At 42.2% G+C, this 25,509-nt stretch carries 18 protein-coding genes and 1 pseudogene; all 19 read left to right on the top strand.

Annotated features, from left to right (window positions below; genetic code table 11):
- The first annotated feature begins 60 nt into the window (after positions 1-60).
- The 19 genes and pseudogenes from rpsP (at position 61) to I2D56_RS01635 (ending at position 25,458) form a co-directional block, all read left to right on the top strand.
- Positions 61-333 carry a 30S ribosomal protein S16 gene (gene rpsP / locus I2D56_RS01720; RefSeq protein WP_006596292.1) on the top strand — a complete coding sequence of 91 codons (273 nt, stop codon included), beginning with the start codon at positions 61-63 and terminating at the stop codon, positions 331-333.
- A 19-nt stretch (positions 334-352) separates the two neighbouring features.
- Positions 353-592 carry an RNA-binding protein KphA gene (gene kphA / locus I2D56_RS01715; RefSeq protein WP_003001620.1) on the top strand — a complete coding sequence of 80 codons (240 nt, stop codon included), beginning with the start codon at positions 353-355 and terminating at the stop codon, positions 590-592.
- A gap of 25 nt (positions 593-617) precedes the next feature.
- Positions 618-951 (top strand): annotated as a pseudogene (locus I2D56_RS09785) (nucleotide pyrophosphohydrolase).
- 53 nt (positions 952-1,004) lie between these two features.
- Complete coding sequence (rimM, locus tag I2D56_RS01710) at positions 1,005-1,523, top strand: ribosome maturation factor RimM (protein ID WP_023023341.1); 519 nt, start codon at positions 1,005-1,007, stop codon at positions 1,521-1,523.
- Complete coding sequence (gene trmD, locus I2D56_RS01705) at positions 1,513-2,229, top strand: tRNA (guanosine(37)-N1)-methyltransferase TrmD (protein WP_195347833.1); 717 nt, start codon at positions 1,513-1,515, stop codon at positions 2,227-2,229. Before rimM ends, trmD begins: the two co-directional genes overlap by 11 nt.
- 132 nt (positions 2,230-2,361) lie before the next feature.
- On the top strand, positions 2,362-4,569 hold the full coding sequence (locus tag I2D56_RS01700; RefSeq protein WP_195347832.1) for a CAP domain-containing protein: 2,208 nt from the start codon (positions 2,362-2,364) through the stop codon (positions 4,567-4,569).
- Between the two features lie 530 nt (positions 4,570-5,099).
- Positions 5,100-6,887, top strand: coding sequence for a CAP domain-containing protein (locus tag I2D56_RS01695; RefSeq protein WP_195347831.1), 1,788 nt, complete (start codon positions 5,100-5,102; stop codon positions 6,885-6,887).
- 436 nt (positions 6,888-7,323) lie between these two features.
- Positions 7,324-8,067, top strand: coding sequence for a DeoR/GlpR family DNA-binding transcription regulator (locus I2D56_RS01690; RefSeq protein WP_023023334.1), 744 nt, complete (start codon positions 7,324-7,326; stop codon positions 8,065-8,067).
- Positions 8,064-8,975 (top strand): 1-phosphofructokinase, encoded by a 912-nt coding sequence (gene pfkB, locus I2D56_RS01685; protein ID WP_023023333.1) that lies wholly within the window; start codon positions 8,064-8,066, stop codon positions 8,973-8,975. Before I2D56_RS01690 ends, pfkB begins: the two co-directional genes overlap by 4 nt.
- Positions 8,972-10,939: a PTS fructose transporter subunit IIABC gene (locus tag I2D56_RS01680; RefSeq protein WP_123160277.1), complete on the top strand. Its 1,968-nt coding sequence runs from the start codon at positions 8,972-8,974 to the stop codon at positions 10,937-10,939. The genes pfkB and I2D56_RS01680 overlap by 4 nt, the downstream gene beginning before the upstream one ends.
- Before the next feature lie 297 nt (positions 10,940-11,236).
- Positions 11,237-11,611, top strand: a complete 375-nt coding sequence (locus I2D56_RS01675) for a DUF1149 family protein (RefSeq protein WP_006596301.1) — start codon at positions 11,237-11,239, stop codon at positions 11,609-11,611.
- A 3-nt stretch (positions 11,612-11,614) separates the two neighbouring features.
- Positions 11,615-12,463 (top strand): DegV family protein, encoded by an 849-nt coding sequence (locus I2D56_RS01670; protein ID WP_195347830.1) that lies wholly within the window; start codon positions 11,615-11,617, stop codon positions 12,461-12,463.
- Between the two features lie 9 nt (positions 12,464-12,472).
- On the top strand, positions 12,473-13,240 hold the full coding sequence (gene dapB / locus I2D56_RS01665; protein ID WP_195347829.1) for a 4-hydroxy-tetrahydrodipicolinate reductase: 768 nt from the start codon (positions 12,473-12,475) through the stop codon (positions 13,238-13,240).
- On the top strand, positions 13,237-14,457 hold the full coding sequence (locus I2D56_RS01660; protein ID WP_195347828.1) for a CCA tRNA nucleotidyltransferase: 1,221 nt from the start codon (positions 13,237-13,239) through the stop codon (positions 14,455-14,457). The genes dapB and I2D56_RS01660 overlap by 4 nt, the downstream gene beginning before the upstream one ends.
- Positions 14,454-16,325, top strand: a complete 1,872-nt coding sequence (locus I2D56_RS01655; RefSeq protein ID WP_195347827.1) for an ABC-F family ATP-binding cassette domain-containing protein — start codon at positions 14,454-14,456, stop codon at positions 16,323-16,325. The genes I2D56_RS01660 and I2D56_RS01655 overlap by 4 nt, the downstream gene beginning before the upstream one ends.
- A 10-nt stretch (positions 16,326-16,335) precedes the next feature.
- Complete coding sequence (locus I2D56_RS01650; RefSeq protein ID WP_120701906.1) at positions 16,336-16,866, top strand: DUF308 domain-containing protein; 531 nt, start codon at positions 16,336-16,338, stop codon at positions 16,864-16,866.
- A gap of 135 nt (positions 16,867-17,001) precedes the next feature.
- Positions 17,002-17,961, top strand: a complete 960-nt coding sequence (locus I2D56_RS01645; RefSeq protein WP_023023318.1) for an ROK family glucokinase — start codon at positions 17,002-17,004, stop codon at positions 17,959-17,961.
- A gap of 94 nt (positions 17,962-18,055) precedes the next feature.
- Positions 18,056-18,895 (top strand): thymidylate synthase, encoded by an 840-nt coding sequence (locus I2D56_RS01640; RefSeq protein ID WP_195347826.1) that lies wholly within the window; start codon positions 18,056-18,058, stop codon positions 18,893-18,895.
- Positions 18,896-19,143: 248 nt separating this feature from the next.
- Entirely contained in the window at positions 19,144-25,458 is a 6,315-nt protein-coding gene (locus I2D56_RS01635) for a CshA/CshB family fibrillar adhesin-related protein (RefSeq protein WP_195347825.1), read from the top strand.
- The last annotated feature ends 51 nt before the right edge of the window (positions 25,459-25,509 follow it).

Below are 25,509 nucleotides of genomic sequence, written 5' to 3'. Positions count from 1 at the left end.
TGTGCTAAATAGCTTGTCTATTTCACCGAAAATTAAAATATAGAAAAGAGAATTATAAAAATGGCAGTTAAAATTCGTTTGACTCGTATGGGTTCTAAGAAAAAACCTTACTACCGTATCAACGTAGCAGATTCACGTTCACCACGTGATGGTCGTTTCATCGAAACAGTTGGAACTTACAATCCACTTGTTGAAGAAAACCAAGTAACTTTGAAAGAAGATCGCGTTCTTGCATGGTTGGCTGATGGAGCTCAACCTTCAGATACAGTTCGTAACATCCTTTCAAAAGAAGGTGTATTGAAGAAATTCCACGATTCTAAATTCTCAAAATAATCATAAAGTAGGTTGATGTATGGATACGATTGAAAATCTTATTATTGCAATTGTGAAACCTTTGATTTCACAACCGGATGCTTTAACCATCAAGATCGAAGATACTCCTGAATTCTTGGAGTACCACCTTGACCTTGATCCTAGCGATGTTGGTCGAGTGATCGGTCGGAAAGGTCGCACCATTTCTGCGATAAGAACGATTGTCTACTCTGTCCCAACTGAAGATAAAAAAGTAAGAATCGTTATTGACGAAAAATAAAAGGCGGGACTCTATCCCGTTTTTTTTGTTACAAGCAGTAGATCCGAAAGAAGTCATCATTGGCCAATTACAAGCTTATTTAAAAGACACTCGAACAGAAGAAGGTCTATTAATTAAGCTCGTCGAAGAGGTTGGGGAAGTGGCTGAGGTCTTAAATGGACGTTTGAAAAGAGGGTGTTCAGTACTCAAATGAGGAAGAGGCCAAAGAACTGGCTGATATCATACACTATACAGTAGCCATCCCATCTATCAATAACATCGACCTTACTAAAACCGTCTTTGAAAAGGATCAAACAGCAGCTGTCAAATACCAGCACGAGAAGGATTTAGAGCAGTTTCTAGCGGAAAAGTCCATTTGAGAAAAACCTTTGAACGTGATAAAATAGAGTGAATAAACTACAGTGGAGAAATCATGAATTATTTTAATGTTGGGAAAATCGTCAATACGCAGGGTTTGCAGGGTGAGATGCGGGTCTTGTCTGTGACAGACTTTGCGGAAGAGCGCTTTAAAAAAGGAGCAGAGTTAGCTCTCTTTGATGAGAAGGATCAGTTTGTCCAAACGGTGACTATTGCCAGTCACCGCAAGCACAAAAACTTCGATATCATCAAGTTTAAGGATATGTACCATATCAATGCCATCGAAAAGTTCAAGGGTTTTAGCCTCAAGGTTGCCGAAGAGGACTTGACCGATTTGGACGAGGGCGAGTTTTATTACCACGAGATCATCGGCCTTGATGTTTATGAAAATGACCAACTCATCGGTCAAATCAAGGAGATCCTTCAACCGGGTGCCAATGATGTCTGGGTGGTGAAGCGCAAAGGTAAACGAGACCTTCTCTTGCCTTATATCCCGCCAGTTGTCCTCAATATTGATATCCCAGGAAACCGAGTGGATGTAGATATCTTGGAAGGGTTAGACGATGAAGATTGATATTTTAACCCTCTTTCCAGAGATGTTTTCACCCCTGGAGCACTCCATCGTCGGAAAGGCGCGTGAAAAGGGACTCCTTGAGATCAACTACCATAATTTTCGTGAAAATGCAGAGAAGGCGCGGCATGTGGATGATGAACCCTATGGTGGCGGGCAAGGCATGCTCTTGCGAGCTCAGCCGATTTTCGATGCCTTTGATGCCATTGAGAAAAAGAATCCGCGCGTGATTTTACTAGATCCAGCTGGGCGGACTTTTGATCAACGTTATGCAGAAGAGTTAGCTCAAGAAGAAGAATTGATCTTTATCTGTGGCCACTATGAAGGCTACGATGAGCGGATCAAGTCCCTGGTGACAGATGAGATTTCTCTTGGAGACTATGTCTTGACCGGTGGCGAGCTCGCTGCCATGACCATGATTGATGCGACCGTACGCTTGATTCCAGAAGTGATCGGAAAAGAGTCCAGCCACCAGGATGATAGTTTCTCGTCCGGCCTTCTAGAATACCCTCAATACACACGGCCCTATGAATATCGAGGGATGACAGTTCCAGATGTCCTCATGAGTGGGCATCATGAAAATATCCGTCAATGGCGTCTCTATCAGAGTTTGAAAAAGACACTAGAGCGTCGTCCAGACCTGCTTGAAAACTATGACTTGACTCCAGAAGAAGAGAAGATGTTGGAGCAAATTAAACAAGAAGAATAACAGCATTTGCTGTTTTTCTTTTGCCCTAAAATTAATAGAAAAAATCTTCCTCATCCTACTAGTTATTGGTAACAAAATGTGGTATCCTTATGGAGAGATAACAGATATGAAAAAGTGTTGGTGGTGTTTGCAATGGGCAAAAAAATAGGAAAATCAGTCTTTACAACGGGTGTCGCAGCGACAACCCTCTTTTCAGGTTTGTCCGGCCATAAGGCACAGGCTGAAGAGATTGTCCAGAACGATCCTGCCGATCAGCAATCGACGGATGTGACTGAAATGGATTCAAGTTTTATGGATAAAAATATCTTACATGACCAATTGCAAAAAGCTGAAAAAAGAGTCGAAGACCAACGGTTACGGCTGAACCAGGCTCAATCTGAATACAATGTCGCCAAATCAGGTCTGGAAGCTGCTGAAGCAAACCTAGAGACAACTGAAACGATGATTGAAGAATCCAATCAAACATCCCTTGGCAAAACTGAAAATGAAATTGCGGTTGCTGAGGCAGTTGTTACTCTAGAACAAGAAAAGGTACGCCAAGCAAGTGAGGCTGATAGTCAAGTTCGTTCTGCCATAAAGAGTCAAGAGAATAAAATTGCTGCCCAGCAGTTACTTGTTGATATCGCAGGAAATGAATTAAGAAAAGCCAAACAACCCATCCAGAATGATGAGGCAGTATTAGCACAGGCACAGCTAAAAGAGGAGCAGGCGCAAAACGAATTAAAAATAGCTCAAACCTTAGTGCTAAATCTGACAGAAACTCAATCCAAAGCGCCCTATGTCTTAAAGCAAGTTTCCAGCGAAATTGCGGGAGTACAGAAAAAAGTTGAAAAATTAACTTATCAAATCTCCCAAAAATTAGTAGAGTTAGAAAAAGTCCGTGAAGCGGCCATGGCTAGTCCAATCAATCTTCAACAGACAAGCTATGAGACTTTGTTAGAGGAGTGGGCCAAGGCTGGTGACCAAGGTGCTGTTGAAGCTATGTCGCTTTATCATCGTGGGCGTGTAGAGGACCAGCTGACAGGTGGAAAGGCCACTAGATTAGATAACGTCCTAAAAGCGTTAGAAATTGTAGATACCATTAATCAGTACCGTCGCCAGGCAGGTTTAGGTGAGCTCTTGGTCGCTCCTTATCAATTACCGGTTAGTCAACTTCAAACGCACTATCATCAAAACCATGGACAAGCCCTGTCCAACTGGCAAGAGAATGAATTGATTGCTTGGGGCTATCGGCCTAGGGAGGCTGTTGCCTTCTGGTATAGTGAAAAGGAACTGTATCATCAAATTGCTCATCAATACGGTTTACCAATAGATGAAAGTCAACTAGATCCTAGCCAAATCTCTAAGAAAGTGGGAGCGGAGTTATTTGCTAAGATTGGACACTATGTCCAAATGATGGGGAATCAATATAAGGCCATTTCAGTTGCCTATGATCCAGATTTAGAGGTATCTCAAGTAGCTTTCTTTGAAGAGTCATCCCCCCTTTATACCAGTGAAGAACTGACAAAGTGGGTGAGAAACGTTGCCAATGCAAGGACGACAAAAGCGGATGTAAAGACTGTCAAAAATGCTTTGGAGAGTCTAAAAGTTGAAAGAACAAATCAAGAATCCCGCATCAATATCCTTTCTGGTCATTTATTCGATGTCAAGACTTCTCTTGCAAGTCATGAGCAACTATTAGCGCGTGCTCAAAGTAACCTAGCTTTAGCGATGAAGAAATGGCAGGCTGCGTCGACAGAGGCCAAGGAAGCAGCAAGCTCACTGGCGGTTTCACGAGCTCGGATACAAGGAGCGATTATCCCAAAAGAAGAGGCCTTAAAAAATGCCACTCTAGCATTAGAAGAAGATAAAAAGCAATTAGAAGTTTTACAAAATGCGGCGAGAGAGACTGCATCTAAGCTTGAAGGAGCACAGGCACAACTTCAACTTGCAAAAAATCAATTAGCACAAGTCAAAGGGCATCTGAAACTGTTCACCGATGCATCTGAATTGCTAGTAGATGCGCAAGCCTTGGTTGCCTCTGCTAAAACTGAAGTCGAGGAGAAAAAAGTACAATTTGAGGCAGAGTTTGAAACCTTTATGGCTTATCAAAAAGAGGCTAGAGATTTCAGGAGTCGGATAGAGAAGATTCAGTCAATTGAGGATGGAGAAAAAACTGCAGTAGGAGAAGAGGAGGAAGCAATTGATCCGGCTCAACTTTCTCTAGATGATTCTAGTCAAACAGAGTATCCGTTACAAGTCGAAGATGACTTACCAGAAGTTGCAGGAAGAGCAGAACACAAGAGTAAAAAAGGCTTATCCAAATGGTTCCGAGGACTTGGGTTTAAAAAAGACCAATAGCTGTAAAAATGTCATCTAGCAACTGCTTAAAAGAGAGAGCGAATTCGTTCTCTCTTTTTGTATATTCTAGATGATTGTAGAAACAGCAAAAAATTACATAGGCGTGAAGCCTAATCTGCTCTTCTAAAACAATAGTATAATACTATCCTATTGTTTTATCCTTTATAACCATACCATTTGAAAGGCTAAAAATGAAGTAAATAATAGCTGTATAAAGAATGAGTATAGTTCTATGAGTAAAATAAGAAGGTTCTCAAATTATTTGCTATTCAAAACTTTCTGTGTTATAATTCTCACAAAGGAAGAAAAAGTGTCGATACTAAATATGCTGTTGTTATCAGTTTTTTAGGCAAAAATATGTGGGAATCTGACTGAAGTGTTCATTTTAAAAATAGGCCTTAGAAATAAATGAATATCTCATTCAGGAGCTCTCAAACCCTATATAAACTGGAAAAACAGCCAAATTAAACTTATGCATAGGTATTTTCATCCTTTTTATTTATAATACTATCCCAATGGAGATTATTGATATGGATAAAAAATATAGATATGTAACTCGGGCTATCTTGGCCTCTGCTGTAGCAGTTCCAGTTTTTGCTGCGTCAAACGTTCAAGCTGAAAGCTATAGCTGGAATACAAGTCGTTATGCCTATAGCTACTATACCCCAAGCTACAGTAACTATGGATATAATAATTACAACTATAACTATGGGTATAATAATTATGATTATTACTATGGTTACAACAATTATAACTATGGCTATAACTATGGTTATAACAATTGGAACAACTACTATGGCTACAACAATCTCACACGTGATGAAAACTACATCTACTGGAATGGTAATCACTACTATCGCATGAATGATGGCACTTACCGGATCTACCGTAATGGCCAGTGGCAACCGTTGACCAATCGTAATAACTCTAGAAATAATCTAGCCAACGACCCGCATTACCTTTATGAGAATGGTTACCATTATTATTTATTAGAGAATGGGGATTACTATTACTATGAGAATGGTAAATGGGTATTTGTAAAAAATTCTACTGAAACAGAAAACCCTGTAACGCCGGATACTCCAACACCTACTCCAAATCCTACTCCAACACCAGAGGAACCAAACCCAACTGATAAACCGGACCAACCGGTGGAACCTTCAGAACCGGCTACACCAGAAGATACTGGTAACTTGGTCTTCCCTGAGAATCCTCCATTTGTAGGTGCAGATGGTGAGTTTGATCCATTCACTCCAACTCCAGAGAATCCAGCGGATCCGAAGCCAGAAGTGCCGGTTCAACCTGAAGTACCTGGTAATGATGGTTTAGTAACAACAGATCAGCCAAGTGAAAACCAAATTCCACCATATGTTGAAGCACCAGCAGAAGGATTAGAACACCTTCCTTGGGCACCAAACGGACGTGTTCCTAAGTTGGTCTACCCACCTGGTAAGCCTGGATCAGCTGCATTGCGTAATGATAAGAACTATTACTTTGATGGGACAACTCATTACTACTATGTACCATCTGATACTGAAGCTACAGGATATTCTGCGTACTGGAAGTGGATTGATGGAAAATGGAAACTTCAAGGTATGACTGATCCAACTGACCCTGCCATCGATCCAAAATTCCACGAAGATGCAAAAGATGACGAGTATGCTTATAGCGATCGCGACTCAAGCGTGAAACTATACTCTACCAATGTGGTGGAAACAGTCAAAGCCGGCCAACCTTTACCGTTTAAAAACGTCGAAGAGTTTAAGGACTATGTCATTAAGAAAATGAATCCTAAGTTCATTGACAATGCTGGCTGGGATGCAAAAGTAGAATGGGAAATTGAAGACCCTGAACTCTTTGAACAATCAAAAGATAACCCATGGGCAAAAGACTATGTCTTAATTGCTAATCTAAAGAGTGGTGTTGACGAAAAAGAATACAAAGACGTTGAATTCGGCTATGTGAAATTCGTATTCCGTGTAGAAGCAACAGACGACACTAACTATATTTCTTTAGATAAGGCTAAAGAAGCATTTACCAAAATTAATGAACTAAGAAAAGCTCAAGGCTTGAAAGAGTTGACTTGGTCTGATGATATCTACAACAATCTTGCTCTTCCAAAAGCAAATCAAATCTCAAGACAGTACGATAGTACTGGATTTGTAGCTCGCCGTGAAGAAGATTCAGCAACTGTGGCAACAAAATGGTTCAACAGTGGCTTGCGTGAATTGTTACTAGATCCAAACGCAACTGAAGGAGCTGTAGCAGCAGTTGTAAATGGAGATGGATACTATTATTGGGCTTACAATTATAAATAATAGTCATGATGGATCATTACTTCCAATGGAAGAAGGATTATTCTGATGACAAAAAGAGGCTGGGACAAAAGTCCTAGCCTCTTAATTGTCTTTGGATTATCGAGCAAGACGCAGTGATTGAGTGGGCTCTATGACGCTGATTTCATCAGCTTTTACAGCCCTACTCAACTGTGCGGAGGTGGGACGACGAAATCGAATTCTAACGAATGACCGATTTCTGTCCCACTCTCTTTTTCACGTGAAGAAAGTTGAAATTGAAGATTTTTAAAAGGATTCACAGGGCTATGATGGATGGTCAAATACTGAGATTAAAAGAGAGAGTGAAAGAAATTGATAGAAAAAACGACAAAAAATGAAAGAAAATGATATTTAATGCTTGACTTTGAAAGATAAGATAGTATAATAGTCCTTGTAATCGTTTCCGAAAGGAGCTTGTATGTTAAAATCTGAACGAAAACACATCATTTTAGAAAAGGTTATCAAAGAGCGAATCGTTTCTATTGAAGATTTGGTTCAAGAGCTAAACTCTTCAGAATCAACGATTCGACGTGATTTGGATGAATTAGAAGCTGAGAATAAACTGAGACGAATTCACGGTGGGGCTGAAAGTCTTCATTCCTTGCAGGAAGAAGAAAGCAATAAAGATAAAGCAATCAAAAACGTGCAAGAAAAATCTGCCATTGCAAAAAAAGCAGCAGAATTGATCAAAGATTTTGAAGTTGTCTTTATCGATGCAGGAACCACCAATGAATTACTGGTTCATGAATTGGCCAACCCAACCGTAACAGTTGTGACTAATTCCATCCACCATGCAGCTAGTTTAGTAGAGAGAGACATTCCAACGGTCATCATCGGCGGGATGGTCAAGACTTCGACTGACGCTAGCATCGGAGGAATGGCTTTGAATCAAATCGGCCAGTTGAGCTTTGATCGAGCTTTTATTGGAATGAATGGCGTCGACCTAGAGTCGTACAGCACACCGGATCTTGAAGAGGGGGCCGTTAAACGCGCCATTCTAGAGAATGCAAAGAATACTTATATTCTTCTAGACTCGTCGAAACTTGGACGGACATCTTTTGTCAAGGTAGCTCCGGTTAAGAGAGCAACCATTATTACTAATACTTCGGATACGGAAATCCTTTCTAAATTAAAAGAGAAAACGGAGGTTATAGAGGTTTGATTTATACAGTAACACTGAATCCTGCCATTGACTATATTGTCCGTCTCGATCATGTAGAGACAGGGGCGGTCAATCGGATGGCTTCGGAAGATAAATTCGCCGGTGGTAAGGGAATCAATGTCAGTCGTGTCTTGAAGCGACTCGATATCGAGAACACAGCAACTGGGTTTATCGGTGGTTTTACCGGACGCTTCATCGAAGATGTCCTTACGAGCGAAGCTATTTCAACCAACTTTGTGACCGTGGACCAAGATACACGGATCAATGTCAAGATCAAAGCCGATGAGGAAACAGAGATCAATGGCAACGGTCCAGAAGTGACGGAAGCTCAGTTGCAAGAATTGCTTAGCATCCTATCGAGCTTATCAGCAGATGATGTGGTAGTCTTTGCAGGCTCTGCCCCATCTTCACTTGGAAATGCTGTTTACAAACAATTGATTGCAGCAACCCGTGCGACAGGCGCACAAGTGGTTTGCGACTTTGAAGGGCAAACCTTGATTGACTCCTTGGAGTTCAACCCCCAATTGGTCAAACCAAACAACCATGAATTGGGAGCCATTTTTGGAGTGACCTTGACGGAATTGCCAGAAATTGAACGCTACGCCAAAGAAATCTTGGCCGAAGGAGCACAAAACGTCATTATTTCCATGGCGGGCGATGGAGCTCTTCTAGTCAGTCCAAGTGGTACCTACTTCGCAAAACCTATCAAAGGGCAAGTGAAGAACTCAGTCGGGGCTGGTGATTCCATGGTGGCAGGCTTCACTGGGAAGCTCGCAATGACAGGAGACGTCATCGAAGCCTTCAAATGGGGCGTGGCTTGTGGAACAGCGACCACTTTCTCCGATGATTTGGCGACAGCGGACTATATCAAAGAAATTTATGAAAAAGTAGAGGTAGAAAAACTATGAAAATTCAAGACGTTTTAAATAAAAACGTGATGTTGTTTGATCTTCAAGCAACAGACAAAGAGGGCGTAATCAATGAGATGGTCCAATCGCTCGTTGACAATGGTGTGGTGACAGATTTTGAAACTTTCAAAGCTGGCATCATGAACCGTGAAGCGCAAACTTCCACTGGTTTGGGCGAAGGGATTGCTATGCCTCACAGCAAAAACGAAGCTGTCAAAGAAGCAACGGTCTTGTTTGCAAAATCAAATAAGGGTGTTGACTATGCATCGCTTGATGGTCAACCAACTGACTTGTTCTTCATGATCGCGGCTCCAGAAGGGGCAAACGACACTCACTTGGCAGCTCTTGCTGAATTGTCTAAGTACTTGATGAAGCCAGGATTTGCAGACAAACTTCGCCAAGTAAGCACTCCTGATCAAGTGATCGCAGTTTTCGACGCAGAAGAGCAAGAAGCTGCAGCTGAAGAAGCTAAAAAAGCAGAAGCTGGCAAAGAAGCAGCCTCATCTGACAAACCACTGATTGTTGCTGTTACAGCATGTACAACAGGTATCGCCCACACTTACATGGCAGAAGAAGCCCTCATCAAAAAAGGTGAAGAAATGGGTGTTACAGTCCGTGTTGAAACCAACGGGGCATCCGGTGTCGGCAACCGCTTGACAGCAGAAGAAATCGCCAAAGCTGAAGGAGTGATCATTGCAGCAGATAAAGCAGTTGAAACGGCTCGTTTCAATGGCAAAAAATTGATCTCTAAACCAGTCGCAGCCGGTATCCGCCAGACAGAAGAATTGATCCAAACCATCTTAGACGGCAAAGCAGATGTCTTCCACGCTGAAAATGCCGCAGAAGCTAGCGCTAGCCAAGAAAAATTGAGCTTGGGTGGAGCCTTCTACAAACACTTGATGAGTGGGGTTTCTCAAATGCTTCCATTCGTAATCGGTGGTGGTATCTTGATCGCCCTTGCCTTCTTGATTGACCAAATTCTTGGAGTTCCTCAAGATCAATTGTCTCAACTTGGTTCATACCATGAATTAGCAGCTCAATTTAAAACAATCGGTGGTGCAGCCTTTGGCTTTATGCTTCCTGTACTCGCAGGTTACATCGGATTCTCCATCGCTGAAAAACCTGGTTTTGTAGCAGGGTTTATTGCAGGATCTATTGCTAGCTCAGGGTCAGCCTTTGGTAACATCGCTTTCGGTGCTGCTAAAGGTGAATTACCAGCAGCCGTATCATCTGGCTTCCTTGGTGCTTTGGTTGGTGGTTTCCTTGCAGGTGGAGTCGTTCTCTTCCTTCGTAAAGCACTTGCAGGTCTTCCACGCTCACTCGATGGGATCCGCTCTATCCTTCTCTTGCCATTACTTGGTGTTGGTTTGACAGGATTCTTGATGTTCCTCATCAATATTCCAATGGCTGCTATCAATACTGGTCTTAACAACTTCCTTTCAAGCTTGTCAGGTAGCTCAGCTGTCCTTCTTGGACTTCTCGTTGGCGGTATGATGGCTGTCGATATGGGTGGACCAGTTAACAAAGCTGCTTATGTCTTCGCTACAGGTACACTCGCTGAATCTGTTGCTTCAGGTGGTTCTATTGTGATGGCAGCCGTTATGGCAGCTGGTATGGTTCCTCCATTGGCAGTATTTGTGGCAACCGTCTTGTTCAAAGATAAATTCACACAAGAAGAACGCGATTCTGGTTTGACAAACATTGTTATGGGTCTTTCCTTCATCACAGAAGGTGCCATTCCATTTGGTGCAGCTGACCCAGCTCGTGCTATCCCAAGTTTCATTGCAGGTTCAGCCTTGACAGGTGCCCTTGTTGGTCTTGCAGGTTTGAAACTGATGGCTCCTCACGGAGGAATCTTCGTCATCGCCCTTACTTCAAATCCACTTCTTTACATCTTGTTTGTATTGATCGGTGCAGTTGTAAGTGGTATCTTGTTCGGCTTGCTTCGCAAACCTAAAAACTAAATATACATAAAAGAGGCTGGGACAAAAGTCCTAGCCTCTCAATTGTCTTTGGATTGTCGAGCAAGACGCAGTTGTTGAGTGGGCTCTACTACGCTGATTTCATCAGCTTTTACAGCCCTACTCAACTGTGCGGAGGTGGGACGACGAAATCGAATTCTAACGAATTACCGATTTCTGTCCCACTCTCTTTTCTTCTTTCTGTGATAGAAAACAGTGTGAAAAGACATAGTTCTGCAATAGAATCTTGATTTAATTTGTGGTATAATTTTCATAACGCTTATTTTTAGGAGAACAAGTATGGATATCCAACGTGAAAAAGAATTTGTCAGCCAGTATCATTATGATGCTCGTAACTTTGAATGGGAAAAAGAAAATGGTACTCCCGAGACAAAAGTAGACGTCAACTTTCAATTGATTCAACGCGATACAGAGTTAAAGACAACCTCTTTAATTGTCATTTTGACCTATATGATTGTCTTTGATGGCTTTGTCATCAGCGGGACCATTACCCAAATCAACCACATTCACAATCGTTTAGTCAGCGAGCCAAGCGAATTCAGCAAAGAAGAAGTAGAAGAATTAGCTCGTCCTTGCTTGAATATGCTGAACCGTCTGACCTATGAAGTTACTGAAATCGCCCTTGATTTACCAGGAATCAATTTGGAGTTTTAATGCATGAAATTAGCAGTCATCACAGATTCTTCTGCCTATCTATCAGATGAATCAAGAGGACACGATAATTTATTTGTCCTAGATATTCCAGTTGTCATTGATGGAGTATCTTACGTAGAACGTAAAAACCTGACAGCAAAAGAGTTTTATCAAAAGATGGAAGCTTCGTCTGAACTTCCGAAAACGAGTCAACCTAGTATCGCGGAATTAGAAGAACTCTTGATGCAACTAGAAGCTAAAGGCTATACCCATGTTTTAGGGATTTTCCTTTCTTCTGGCATTTCTGGATTTTATCAGAATATCCAGTATTTGAAGGAAGAGTTCCCGAATCTAACTATTGCTTTTCCAGATTCTAAGATTACTAGTGCCCCACTTGGGTGGATGGCCGAAGAAGCTATCAAATGGGCAGATGAAGGTCGATCATTCGATGAAATCCTGGCCAATATTCAGATGCAAATCGATGGGACTTCTGCCTATATTATGGTGGATGATCTCAATCATTTGGTCAAAGGTGGCCGTCTCTCTAATGGAGCTGCAATCCTTGGGAATCTTCTCAGCATCAAGCCCATCCTCTATTTTAACGAGGAAGGCGTGATTGAAGTGTATGAGAAAGTTCGTACTGAGAAAAAAGCCATTAAACGTTTAGCTGAGATTGTCAAAGAAGGAACTGCGGATAAAGACCATCAGATCATTATCATTCATGGGAATGCACTGGATAAAGCAGAAACACTTCGCGATATTCTTCATCAAGAAGGTTTTGCTGGTGAGATTCCATTTGCGACTTTTGGCAGTGTCATTGGTACACACTTAGGAAATCATAGCGTTGCTATTAGTTTTGTACCAAAAGTATAAGGAGAAAACATGCCGATTAAAGTAGTGATTGCAGGTTTTAAAGGGCGAATGGGTCAAGCAACTTATCACATGGTGTTAGAGGATCCTGAGCTAGAATTAGTCGGCTTGATTGATCCCCATGCGTCTGAAAAAGAACTAGCAGGTGTTCCAATCTTTACCACCAAGGAAGGGATTTTGTCCCTTGATGCGGATGTGTGGATTGACTTCACCATTCCTAAAGTTGCTTATGAACATACCCGCTTTGCTTTGGAGCATGGACTAGCGCCTGTAGTTGGGACAACAGGGTTTACAACGGAAGAAATCACTGACTTGATTGAATTGTCTCGTGAGAAGAATCTTGGAGGCCTCATTGCGCCAAACTTTGCCATTGGAGCAGTATTGCTCATGCAATTTGCAGCGCAAGCAGCCAAGTACTTTCCAAATGTAGAGATTATCGAGTTGCACCACGATAAGAAGAAGGATGCACCGAGTGGGACTGCTGTGAAGACAGCTGAGCTAATCAGTCAGGTTCGTCAACCACAAGAGCAGGGAGCGCCAGATGAAGAAGAAAGCCTTCCAGGTGCACGCGGTGCCAACTACCAAGGCATGCATATTCATTCGGTTCGCTTGCCTGGTCTGGTAGCCCACCAAGAAGTGATTTTCGGTAGTCAAGGAGAAGGATTGACCTTACGCCACGATTCCTATGATCGGGTGTCCTTCATGACAGGGGTTAATCTAGGAGTAAAAGAAGTAGTCAAGCGTCATGAGCTTGTCTATGGTTTAGAACATCTATTATGAGATTAAAAAAACTGCCTTCTGAATTTCAGGAGGCTTTGCCAATATTAGAAAAGATTCGAAAAGCTGGGTATGAAGCTTATTTCGTCGGAGGCTCTGTGCGAGATGCTATTTTAGGTCGTCCAATTCACGATGTAGACATCGCTTCCTCCTCTTACCCAGAAGAGACCAAGGCTATTTTTGAGCGGACCATTGATGTCGGGATTGAACACGGGACGGTCTTAGTATTAGAGAGCCATCAGGAATATGAAATTACCACCTTTCGAACAGAGGATGTCTATGTCGACTTTCGGAGACCCAGCTCGGTAAGTTTTGTGCGCTCGCTAGAGGAAGATCTTAAGCGCCGAGATTTTACTGTCAACGCCTTTGCTTTGAGTGAAGAAGGGGAAATCATTGATCTGTTCAATGGTATGGAAGATTTGGACAATCGAATTTTAAGAGCTGTTGGAGTGGCAACAGAACGCTTTAATGAGGATGCTCTTCGGATTATGCGTGGATTTCGTTTTCAAGCCAGTCTTGGCTTTGATCTAGAAGAAGAGACCTTTAAAGCTATGACAGATTGCGCCCCCTTGCTAGAAAAGATCTCTGTCGAGCGAGTTTTTATTGAGTTAGATAAGCTCCTCTTAGCTCCTTATTGGCGAAAGGGCTTAGAAGGGCTGATTGCTAGTCATAGCTATCAGTATCTTCCTCTCTTACAGAATAGTCGTTCGTCACTAGAGAAACTTTTCCAACTGAAGATGGACTATAACTTTACGAGTTCAGAGCAAGCATGGGCTGCCTTACTCTTGACCTTAGATGAGAATAAGGTTTCTGCTTTTTTCAAGAAATGGAAAACATCTCGTGACTTCGCTAAGAAGGTGGAGCAGTTGGTTGAAATCTACCGCTTACGAGAAAAGGCTCGTTTAAATCGTCGGGACGTCTACCGCTATGATAAGTCTCTGCTCTTATCAGCGGAAGAACTACGTCAGGCTCATGGATTGCCTGTAGATTTCCAAGTTATTGAGGAATTGTATGATTCTCTAGTTATTCATGATAAGCACGAAATTGTAGTCAATGGTGGGATGTTGATCAAGGAATACGGCTTAAAACCAGGTCCAGCTCTAGGACAAGTGATTTCTGCCATTGAATGGGCCATTGTAGATGGAGAATTAGAGAATGACATTCAAGCGATTGGAGATTTTTTGAGCGACTATCTTGAAGCTAAGAAGGGGGAAGCATGAGCGATTTTATCGTTGAAAAACTAACCAAGTCCGTTGGGGACAAAACGGTCTTTAAAGATATTTCTTTCATCATTCATGAGCTGGATCGGATTGGACTAATCGGGGTTAATGGGACAGGGAAAACAACTCTCTTAGATGTTTTATCTGGTCGTTCAGGCTATGACGGAGATCGTTCTCCTTTTTCTGCAAAGAATGATTATAAGATTGGCTATCTCACCCAAGAACCTCAATTTGATGATGACAAAACTGTCCTTGATACAGTTTTGTCAGAAGATGTGAAAGAACTCCAATTGATTCGTCAGTATGAACTCTTGACGAGCCAGTATGATGAGAGTCAGCAAGCTAAACTGGAAAAAGTCATGGCAGAGATGGATTCTCTCAATGCATGGGAAATCGAAAGCCAGGTCAAAACAGTCCTGACCAAACTGGGTATTCAGGATCTATCTGCTAAGGTTGGTAGTTTATCGGGTGGCTTGCGTCGCCGTGTCCAGCTGGCACAGGTGCTCCTAGGAGACCATGATTTGCTGCTGTTAGATGAACCAACCAACCATTTGGATATTGATACCATTGAATGGTTGACCAATTTTTTGAAGAACTCTAAGAAAACCGTTCTTTTCATCACCCATGACCGTTATTTCTTGGACAATATTTCAACTCGTATTTTTGAACTGGATCGTGCTGGTCTAGTTGAATACCAAGGGAACTACCAGGATTATGTCCGCTTGAAAGCTGAGCAGGACGAACGAGATGCGGCTCTTCTTCACAAGAAGCAGCAGCTCTATAAGCAAGAATTGACCTGGATGCGTCGGCAACCGCAGGCGCGTGCTACCAAGCAACAGGCGCGGATCAATCGCTTCCACGACCTCAAGAAGGACCTATCCGACCAGACAACAGAAACAGATTTTGAAATGTCCTTTGAAACCAGTCGGATTGGTAAGAAAGTCATTGAATTTCAAGATGTCGACTTCGCCTATGACCAAGGGCCGATTCTGCAACAGTTTAACCTATTGGTTCAAAACAAGGATCGGATTGGAATTGTGGGTGATAACGGTGTTGGGAAATCGACCCTGCTCAATCTGATTGCGGGGAAACTCCAACCGACTGCTGGCAAGGTCCTTATCGGAGAAACGGTACGAATTGCTTACTTCTCGCAACAGATCGAAGGTTTAGATGAAAGTAAGCGGATGATTAACTTCCTACAAGAGGTAGCAGAAGAAGTCAAGACTAGTGCAGGATCTACATCGATTGCGGAGCTGCTGGAACAATTTCTCTTTCCGCGTTCGACCCATGGCACCTTGATTGAAAAACTTTCTGGCGGGGAGAAGAAGCGTCTTTATCTCTTGAAACTTCTCATCGAAAAACCTAATGTCTTGCTCTTGGACGAACCGACCAATGATTTGGATATCGCGACCTTGACAGTGTTAGAGAACTTTCTACAAGGCTTTGGTGGGCCAGTCATCACCGTTAGCCACGATCGTTATTTTCTAGATAAGGTTGCTTCAAAAATTTTAGCTTTTGAAAATGGTGGCATCCGCGAATTCTTTGGAAATTATACGGATTACTTAGATGAGAAAAAGTTTGAGCTAGAAATGGTTGCCGAAAGTAGCAAACCTGAAAAAGAAAAGGTGGTCAAAGTCCGGGAAGAAAAGAAACGTATGAGTTACCAGGAAAAACAGGAGTGGGCGACCATTGAGAGTGAGATTGAAGATATTGAAAACAAAATCGCAGCCATTGAGACTGAGATGAATGAGAATGGTTCTGACTTCGGTAAGTTGGCCAGTCTCCAACGTCAGATGGATGAAGAAAACGAGCGGCTCTTAGCCAAGTATGAACGGTATGAGTACTTGAGTGAGTTGGCAGAAAACTAAAGGAGGAAGAATGCATCATATTAGCAAATACAGTCTGTTATTGTCATCATTTTTATTTTGTGGCATTGGTTTTATTCTCTTTGTGAATCCAATCGAAAAAATTGCCACCTTTAGTTGGTTGATTTCTCTGGGCTTTTTCTTGATTTCAGTTTCGCGCTTATCACGTTACTACCGTCTACGGACCCAAGCGACCTTGTCGGATCCCTATTTATTTCAAAGTGTGGTCTCGCTAGTCTTTGCAGTCTATCTCTTACTATATGGCTACAAGACCTTGCCAATTGTCTTTCCGATCACACTCGGTATTTGGCTCTTATATAAGTCTGCTTTGAGTTTGAAAAAGGCCCATTACCTTTCCAAACGATCTGAAGAATTATCCAAGAAGTTTACTTTTTGGGGACTCATTCAACTGTTTATAGGATTGTTTCTCATTGTCAGTCCTCTATCGATTAGTGTCTTCTTGTTACATATTTTGGGATTGTTCTTCTTCGTCATTGGTGTTCAATCCTTGAGACTCTTTTTAAAGCTTCATAACGAAGAGTAAGAAAATCCTGTCTGTGTTTTTACAGACAGGTTCTTTTTTTGTAAATGAAATTGAGAGAAATCTTGAAAAACAATTGAAACCCTTTTCACATTTTGGTATACTAGTGTCAAGAGAATAGGAACAAAGGAGTGTAAAATGTCCAAAAAAATTATTGGTATTGACTTAGGTGGAACATCTGTCAAATTCGCTATTTTGACGCAAGAAGGAGAAATTCAAGAGAAGTGGTCTATCAAGACCAACATCCTTGACGAAGGAAGCCATATCGTTCCTGATATCATCGCTTCCATCAAACACCGCTTGGAGTTGTTGAACTTATCCGCAGAAGATTTTATTGGAATCGGTATGGGATCTCCTGGTGCAGTGGAGCGTTTTGAAGGAACGGTCGTTGGAGCTTATAACCTTAACTGGAAAACGGTACAGCCTATCAAGAAAGATATTGAATCTGCCTTGGGAATTCCTTTCTTCATCGATAATGATGCCAACGTAGCTGCCCTTGGTGAACGTTGGAAAGGTGCTGGTGAAAACCAACCGGATGTCGTCTTCATGACACTTGGAACTGGTGTTGGTGGCGGTATCGTAGCAGAAGGAAAACTCTTGCACGGTGCAGGTGGTGTTGCTGGAGAACTTGGCCATATTACAGTTGATTTTGATCGTCCATTTGATTGTACCTGTGGTAAGAAAGGTTGCTTGGAAACGGTGGCCTCAGCAACCGGGATTGTCAATTTGACTCGTCGCTATGCAGATGAATATGCAGGAGATGCAGAGTTGAAACGCTTGATTGACGATGGTGAAGATGTCACAGCTAAGACTGTCTTTGATTTGGCTAAAGAAGGGGATGAGTTGGCCTTGATTGTCTACCGTCATTTCTCTCAATACTTGGGTATTGCTTGTGCCAACATCGCTAGTGTCTTGAACCCAGCCAACATCGTCATTGGTGGTGGTGTATCAGCAGCCGGTCAATTCCTCTTGGATGGGGTTCAAAAGGTCTTTGATGAAAATACCTTCCCACAAGTCCGTACGTCAACCCAATTGGTGCTTGCTAATCTTGGAAATGATGCAGGTGTGATTGGTGCTGCATCACTTGTCCTACAATAGAATCATGCAGAAAGAGTTTTAAATTGAATTATTTAGAACTCTTTTTATTTATCCTGTGTTATAATGTAGGTATTACAGTATTTAAGGAGATTGAATGACAAAAGCAGATATCCTTTTTAAAGAAAATATTCGAAGAATTATGGAAGAAGGCGTCTGGTCTGAGCAAGCTCGGCCCAAGTACAAGGATGGCACAACTGCCAATTCCAAGTACATCACTGGGGCATTTATGGAGTTTGATCTAGCCAAGGGCGAGTTCCCTATTACGACTCTTCGTCCTATTGCCATCAAGTCAGCCATCAAAGAGTTGCTCTGGATCTACCAGGACCAGTCCAATAGTCTGGAACTCCTAAACGACAAGTACCAAGTTCATTATTGGAATGACTGGGAAGTAGGAGATACGGGAACAATTGGAGAGCGTTATGGTGCTGTCGTTAAAAAGCACGACATCATCAACAAAATTCTCAAACAGCTGGAAGCCAATCCCTGGAATCGTCGTAATATCATTTCTCTATGGGACTACCAAGCCTTTGAAGAGTCAGAAGGACTCTTGCCTTGTGCTTTTCAAACCATGTTTGATGTACGTCGTGTCGATGGGGAAATCTATCTGGATGCGACCTTGACCCAACGTTCGAATGACATGTTGGTAGCGCACCATATCAATGCCATGCAATACGTGGCTCTTCAAATGATGATTGCCAAGCATTTTGGCTGGAAGGTTGGCAAGTTCTTTTACTTTATTAACAACCTCCACATCTATGATAACCAATTCGAACAGGCAGAAGAATTACTTCGACGCGAGCCATCTGATTGCCAGCCTCGTTTGGTATTGAATGTACCAGATGGCACAAATTTCTTTGAGATTAAAGCCGAGGACTTTGTTTTGGAAGATTATGATCCAGTCAAACCTCAATTGAAGTTTGATTTGGCTATTTAGGCTTTAAACAAAAAGTCACTATATAGAACTATATAAATAGGAAGAAAGTTTAAGTTTTTTCATAAAAATGAACCATACTTCCTATTATTTAAATTTAATGATTAGTAATATCATCAAAAATTTTAAAAATGATTAGTTTTTTGAGTCATTTCACTTTGATATTTTTAACTAATCTGATAGAATATATAAGGTTTAAAATATAGGCCAATAAATTAGCTTATTAATTGTAAAAAATTATGGAGGAAAATATGGGCAAAGATTTATTTAATGATCGCATTAGCAGATTTTCGATTCGTAAATTGAATGTCGGTGTTTGCTCTGTCCTTTTAGGAACACTCGTTATGGTTGGTACAGCGTCTAGCGTAGCAGCCGAAGAAAACGCAGAGAACCCAGCAACTGTTGCAAAGGCTACAGAAGAAGGGGCTCAACCTGCTACAACAACAGAAGCTGCTGCTTCTACGACAACTGAAGCACCCACTACAACAAGTGAAGCTCCAACTTCAGCTATAACTTATAAAGCTGAAGCACCAGTAACTGCAGCAGGTGTTGCACCAGTTGCAGCGACAGAACCAACGACAGCAGCTACAACTGAAGAAAAACCAGTAGCAGCAATTCCTGCAGCAGCAGAAGCTTCAACAAACCCTAGCAATAAGGCAACAGAAGCAACTGCAACAGATAAGAAAGAAGAAGTGGCTGCTGGTGTCGTAGCACCAGCGTCAGAAAACAATGCTGTGACAGCAGAAACTTCTGGTGGTAAACGTAGTAAACGTACTCGTCGTGCTGTTGGAGACGCTAATGACGAAAGCTTGATTGGGGATGACGTTGAAGACGCAACTTCAACTCCAAAAGTAGAAAAACCAGGCTTTACAACAGATATTGATGCCAAATCTATGACTAGCCAGATTACTTGGTTGGACTTTGGAGATGTAGCCAACTGGACAGGGGCAAAAAAAGTCATGGTTCCTAAAAATGACCAATTTCCTGATAAAGATATAGAAGAAAGATTATCTCTTCAAGTTGGCGCTACCTATACCAAGGAAATCATGCCTGGTTATGTGGTCACTGTAAAAGTTAAATCTTTGAAACCATTCCAAGCGACTGAAATCTATAAAAAACGGATGGAAGAGCAAGGGGCTACAGAAGCTGAAAAAGCAACATATGATCCAAATGCAAAAAATGGATATGTAAAGGGTGTTACTTCAACAGGGGCTCGAAACGCTTTTAACAATGGCGAAGAAGCCGACGTTGTCGCTAATCCTCAAAATAATTGGACTGAAATTAAACATGAAAATGTTGATACGAAAGCCAAGATGACTACCATGGGTTCAGCTATGAATGGTGGAAATATTGGAGTTCAGTTTGAAATCTCTGCAACCTTCCGTGGCAAGAAAGTGAAGCCAGCTATTGTTATGGCTGATGGTGAGTCTGCTAACCCTGGTGAATTTGTTATGTTCACTACCAATGGACAAGGTTGGCAGCACATTGGGGAATGGAAGAAAACTACTAGACCAGCCACCTCTGTTCCTTATGAACCACAAGATACAGAGAATCTTTTTGGTTCTAAGCCTAAATATAATAACCTTAACCTAAGACAACTTCGTGATAATTCTCCTGTAGCTGGACCAGATAAGAAACCAGTAGCATGGAAGTACTTTGGAAATCCTGACAAAGTTACGGGTGGTCTAGGAACCGGTATCTTTGGACCAAACATTTCTGAAGGAAATAGAACAGTTCCACTCGTAATGACGCGTGGAGCATCTGAAGTGGGACTTTATATTGCTTCAGCTGGTAAACAGTCTGCAATGCTAGGATTCTTCCCACTTGATGAAGGGGATGCTCCTGAGTCATATGGTAAGGCAGTTCATACCATTGCAACTGTTGACGGTGTTACTGGAGCTAAAGTAAATCAACCGTATCTTGGTAACGTGAGTCCTGATATGGATGAAAACACGACTCAAGACTGGTTCGGTGATGATAAGACAACTACGGCCGATGAAGGAATTAACCAATTGCTTCCGGATAACCTCAAAGGGACAACCAATGAGATGATCAAGATGGACCGTACACGCCCAGGGAACTACAAGATGTCAGTTCAAGCTCATACGGATGGAGCTTCAGAAGCACATATCTATGGTTGGGTAGACTTTAACCAAAATGGTAAATTCGATGAGGATGAACGCTCAAATCTCGCTACAATCACACAAGATGGCACTGTTGAGTTGACCTTTGCAAACAGCAAGACTTACGTCGACCCAAGCGTTAAAGAGTTAGGTGCTCGTGTTCGTATCGCTAAGAAAGCGAACGAGATTGAAAACCCAACTGGTATGGCTTTCTCAGGGGAAGTAGAAGACTTCAAGACACAAATCACCCACCCACCAAAAGGGGAATTTAAGGAAACTTCTGCTCCTCAAGCTACTAAACAAACAGCTACAGTAACCTTTACAGCTCGTGGTGAACACAAGTATGAACGTGATTCTAAGGCAGTTATCGACGAGACAGTAGAACCATACATCGTTGATAAAGATGGTAACCGTGCGACTCTTGATGCAGATGGTTACTATGTTGTCCCAGGTCAAGGTAAATACAAGATTACTGCCAATGGTAAAGACGTAGACGTTGAATTTATCCCAGAAGATAACTTCCTAGGAACAGCTGATGGTATTTCTATCCGTCGTTCAGATAACAATGGCTATGACACTGGTTGGTCAACAAAATTCCCAGATCAAGAACCAAACATTAATGGTCAGTTGAATACTATGGATGGCCAATACGTTCCAACAGTCACTCCAATTGAAATCGAAGGGGTTGACAAGACATCGACTGATGTTCAAGGGGCAACTCAAAAAGAAACACCTACCTTTAATACAACTGCTACTAACTTAAATGGTGATAAGATTGCGATCACTCCAAGTGCAGAATACCCAGCTAAGTTGGTAGATCCAGCTACAGGTCGCACGATTGATGAGCCATCTGTAACAGTTGAAGGGGAAGGAACATACACCATTAATCCTACAACAGGTGAAGTAACCTTCACTCCAGAACCAAGCTTTACTGGTACAGCTAAAGGTGTGGAAGTTACATTGTCAGCGCCAGTTGGACGTAATAAAGACGGTAAGGTTCAAAAGGAGTACATTAAGACAGCTACAGCTAAGTACACACCAACAGTTGTAGGAGTAACACCAACCGCAACACCAGCAGAAACAAAAGACATCCAAGGTGCAACTCAAACAGGTAAACCTGAATTCAAGGGTGGTACAGTTGAGGTTAACGGTGTTGAAAAGACTGTTCCAATCAACGAAGATGTTCCAGCAACATTTGACGATGGTTCAACAACTAAGACAGTAGAAGGTGTTGGTAAATTTACAGTTGCAGCAGATGGTACAGTAACATTCGTTCCAGAACCAAACTTTGTAGGAACTGCACCAGCAGTGACAGTTGTCCGTGAAGATAAGAATGGAACAAAAGCATCTGCGACATACACACCAACAGTTGTAGGAGTAACACCAACAGCAACACCAGCAGAAACAAAAGACATCCAAGGTGCTACTCAAACAGGTAAACCTGAATTCAAGGGTGGTACAGTTGAAGTTAACGGTGTTGAAAAGACTGTTCCAATTAACGAAGATGTTCCAGCAACATTTGACGATGGATCAACAACTAAGACAGTTGAAGGCGTTGGTACTTACACAGTAGCCCCAGATGGAACAGTAACATTTGTTCCAGAAAAATCATTCGTAGGAACTGCACCAGCAGTGACAGTTGTCCGCGAAGATAAGAACGGAACAAAAGCTTCTGCAACCTACACACCAACAGTAACTCCGGTTAAACCAACTGCAACACCAGCTGAAACAACAGATATTCAAGGTGCTACACAAACAGGTAAACCTGAATTTACTGCAGGTGACAGCCGTGTACCAATCAACGAAGATGTTCCAGCAACATTCGACGACGGTTCTACAACTAAGACTGTTGAAGGCGTTGGTACTTTCACAGTAGCAGCAGATGGTACAGTAACATTCGTTCCAGAACCAAACTTTGTAGGAACTGCACCAGCCGTGACAGTTGTCCGCGAAGATAAGAATGGAACAAAAGCATCTGCGACATACACACCAACAGTTGTAGGAGTAACACCAACAGCAACACCAGCAGAAACAACAGACATTCAAGGTGCTACACAAACAGGTAAACCTGAATTTACTGCAGGTGACAGTCGTGTACCAATCAACGAAGATGTTCCAGCAACATTCGACGACGGTTCTACAACTAAGACTGTTGAAGGCGTTGGTACTTACACAGTAGCAGCAGATGGAACAGTTACTTTCGTACCAGAAAAATCATTCGTAGGAACTGCACCAGCCGTGACAGTCGTCCGCGAAGATAAGAACGGAACAAAAGCATCTGCAACCTACACTCCAACTGTAACTCCTGTAACACCAACAGCAGAAGATGCAACTTCAACTGACAAACAAGGTCAAACCCAAACTGGTAAACCAACCTTCACACCAGGTAATGAAAACGTCCCAATGGATGATGATACACCTGCAACCTTTGAAGATGGCTCAACAACTAAGACAGTTGAAGGAGAAGGAACTTATACTGTTGCTCCAGATGGAACAGTAACTTTCGTACCAGAAAAATCATTCATAGGAACAGGTACAGGCGTAACTGTTAAACGTGTTGATAAGAACGGTACTCCAGTTACAGCTAAATACACACCAACTGTAACACCGGTAACACCAGAAGCAACACCAGCTGAATCAGAAGCACCTCAAGGTGTGGTACAAACAGGAACTGTAACCTTCACAGAAGGTGATCCAGTAGCACCAATCGACAAGGATACTATTACTCTTCTTGATGAAAATGGTCAACCAGCTGAATCAGTCGTTGCTAAATCTCCAGAAGGTAAAGAAATCGGTACTTTCACAGTTGATAAGGAAACAGGTGTTGTAACCTTCACACCAACTGATAAATCATACTCAGGTGAAGTCGTTCCAGTTAAGGTTCAAGCCAAAGATGCAAATGGCACTCCAGCTGAAACAACCTACACTCCTAAGATTACTCCAGTTGTTCCAACTGCTGATCCTGCAACATCTACAGATATCCAAGGTAAAACACAAACAGGTACACCAAGCTTCACACCTGGTAACCCTGCAATCCCAATGGATGATGAAGTTCCAGCAACCTTTGAAGATGGTTCAACTACGAAGACAATTCCAGGTGAAGGAACTTACACAGTAGCACCAGATGGAACAGTTACTTTCGTACCAGAAAAATCATTCACAGGAACAGGTACAGGTGTAACAGTTAAACGTGTTGATAAGAACGGTACTCCAGTTACTGCAACTTACACACCAACAGTAACACCAGTAACACCAACAGCTGAACCTGCAACGTCTACTGATGTACAAGGTGCTACTCAAACAGGTAAACCAACCTTCACAGAAGGAAATCCTGCAGTACCAATGGATGATGATGTACCTGCAACATTTGTTGACGGTTCAACTACTAAGGTTGTTCCAGGTGAAGGTACATACACAGTTGCGCCAGACGGAACTGTAACCTTCGTACCAGAAAAATCATTTGTTGGTACTGCAACAGGTATCGTGGTTCAACGCCAAGATAAGAATGGTACTGTTGTGAAAGCTAAGTACACACCAACAGTAACTCCTGTGACTCCAACTGCAGAATCAGTAACTTCAATTGGTAACAAGGGACAAACCCAAACAGGTAAACCAACCTTTACTCCTGGTAATCCAAATGTTCCAATGAATGATGAAGTTCCAGCAACATTTGAAGATGGTTCAACAACTAAGACAATTAAAGGTGTTGGTACTTACACTGTGGCACCAGATGGAACAGTAACCTTCACACCAGAACCAGAATTTGTTGGTGAAGCACCAGCAGTGACAGTTGTTCGTGAAGACGTAAACGGAACGAAAGCTTCTGCAACTTACACTCCAACTGTTCTTCCTGTGACTAAGTTTGTTGACAAAGAAGGCAAAGAAATCCCAGGATATCCGACAGTTGATGGTGAACAACCAAAAGCTGAAATTCCAGGTTACCGCTTCGTTGAAACGAAGAAATTACCAAACGGTGATACAGAGCACGTCTACGAGAAAGTTACAACTTCACACGTAGATGAAAATGGAAATCCAATTCCTGGTTATCCAACAGAAGATGGTGAGCAACCGAAGAAAGATATTCCAGGTTACGAGTTTGTGAAGACAATTGTAGATGAGAACGGTAATACTCAACACATCTACAAGAAGACGGTGACACCAACACCAGTTCCTACACCAACTCCAACCCCAACACCTACTCCGGTTCCTACACCAACTCCAACACCGGTTCCAACACCGGCACCAACTCCGGATCCAGTTCCAACACCAGATCCAAAACCAGTTCCAGAAACTAAGGAAACTAAATTCATCAATCCATCTGATGAAACAGCAGTTCTTCCTGAAACTGGTACAGAGGAAAGTTCAAAAACTGGTCTTGCTATTCTTAGCGCTTTGACAGGTCTCTCATTATTTGGACTTGCTAAACGCAAAAAAGAAGACTAAGATCTAGGATTTGCCTCATTAAAACCGCGAGAAATCGCGGTTTTTTTGACG

Source organism: Streptococcus australis, assembly GCF_015553625.1.
GTDB classification, from domain to species: domain Bacteria; phylum Bacillota; class Bacilli; order Lactobacillales; family Streptococcaceae; genus Streptococcus; species Streptococcus australis_B.
The sequence above is the reverse complement of the archived record's forward strand: the minus strand, read 5'-3'. Positions and strand labels throughout refer to the sequence as shown.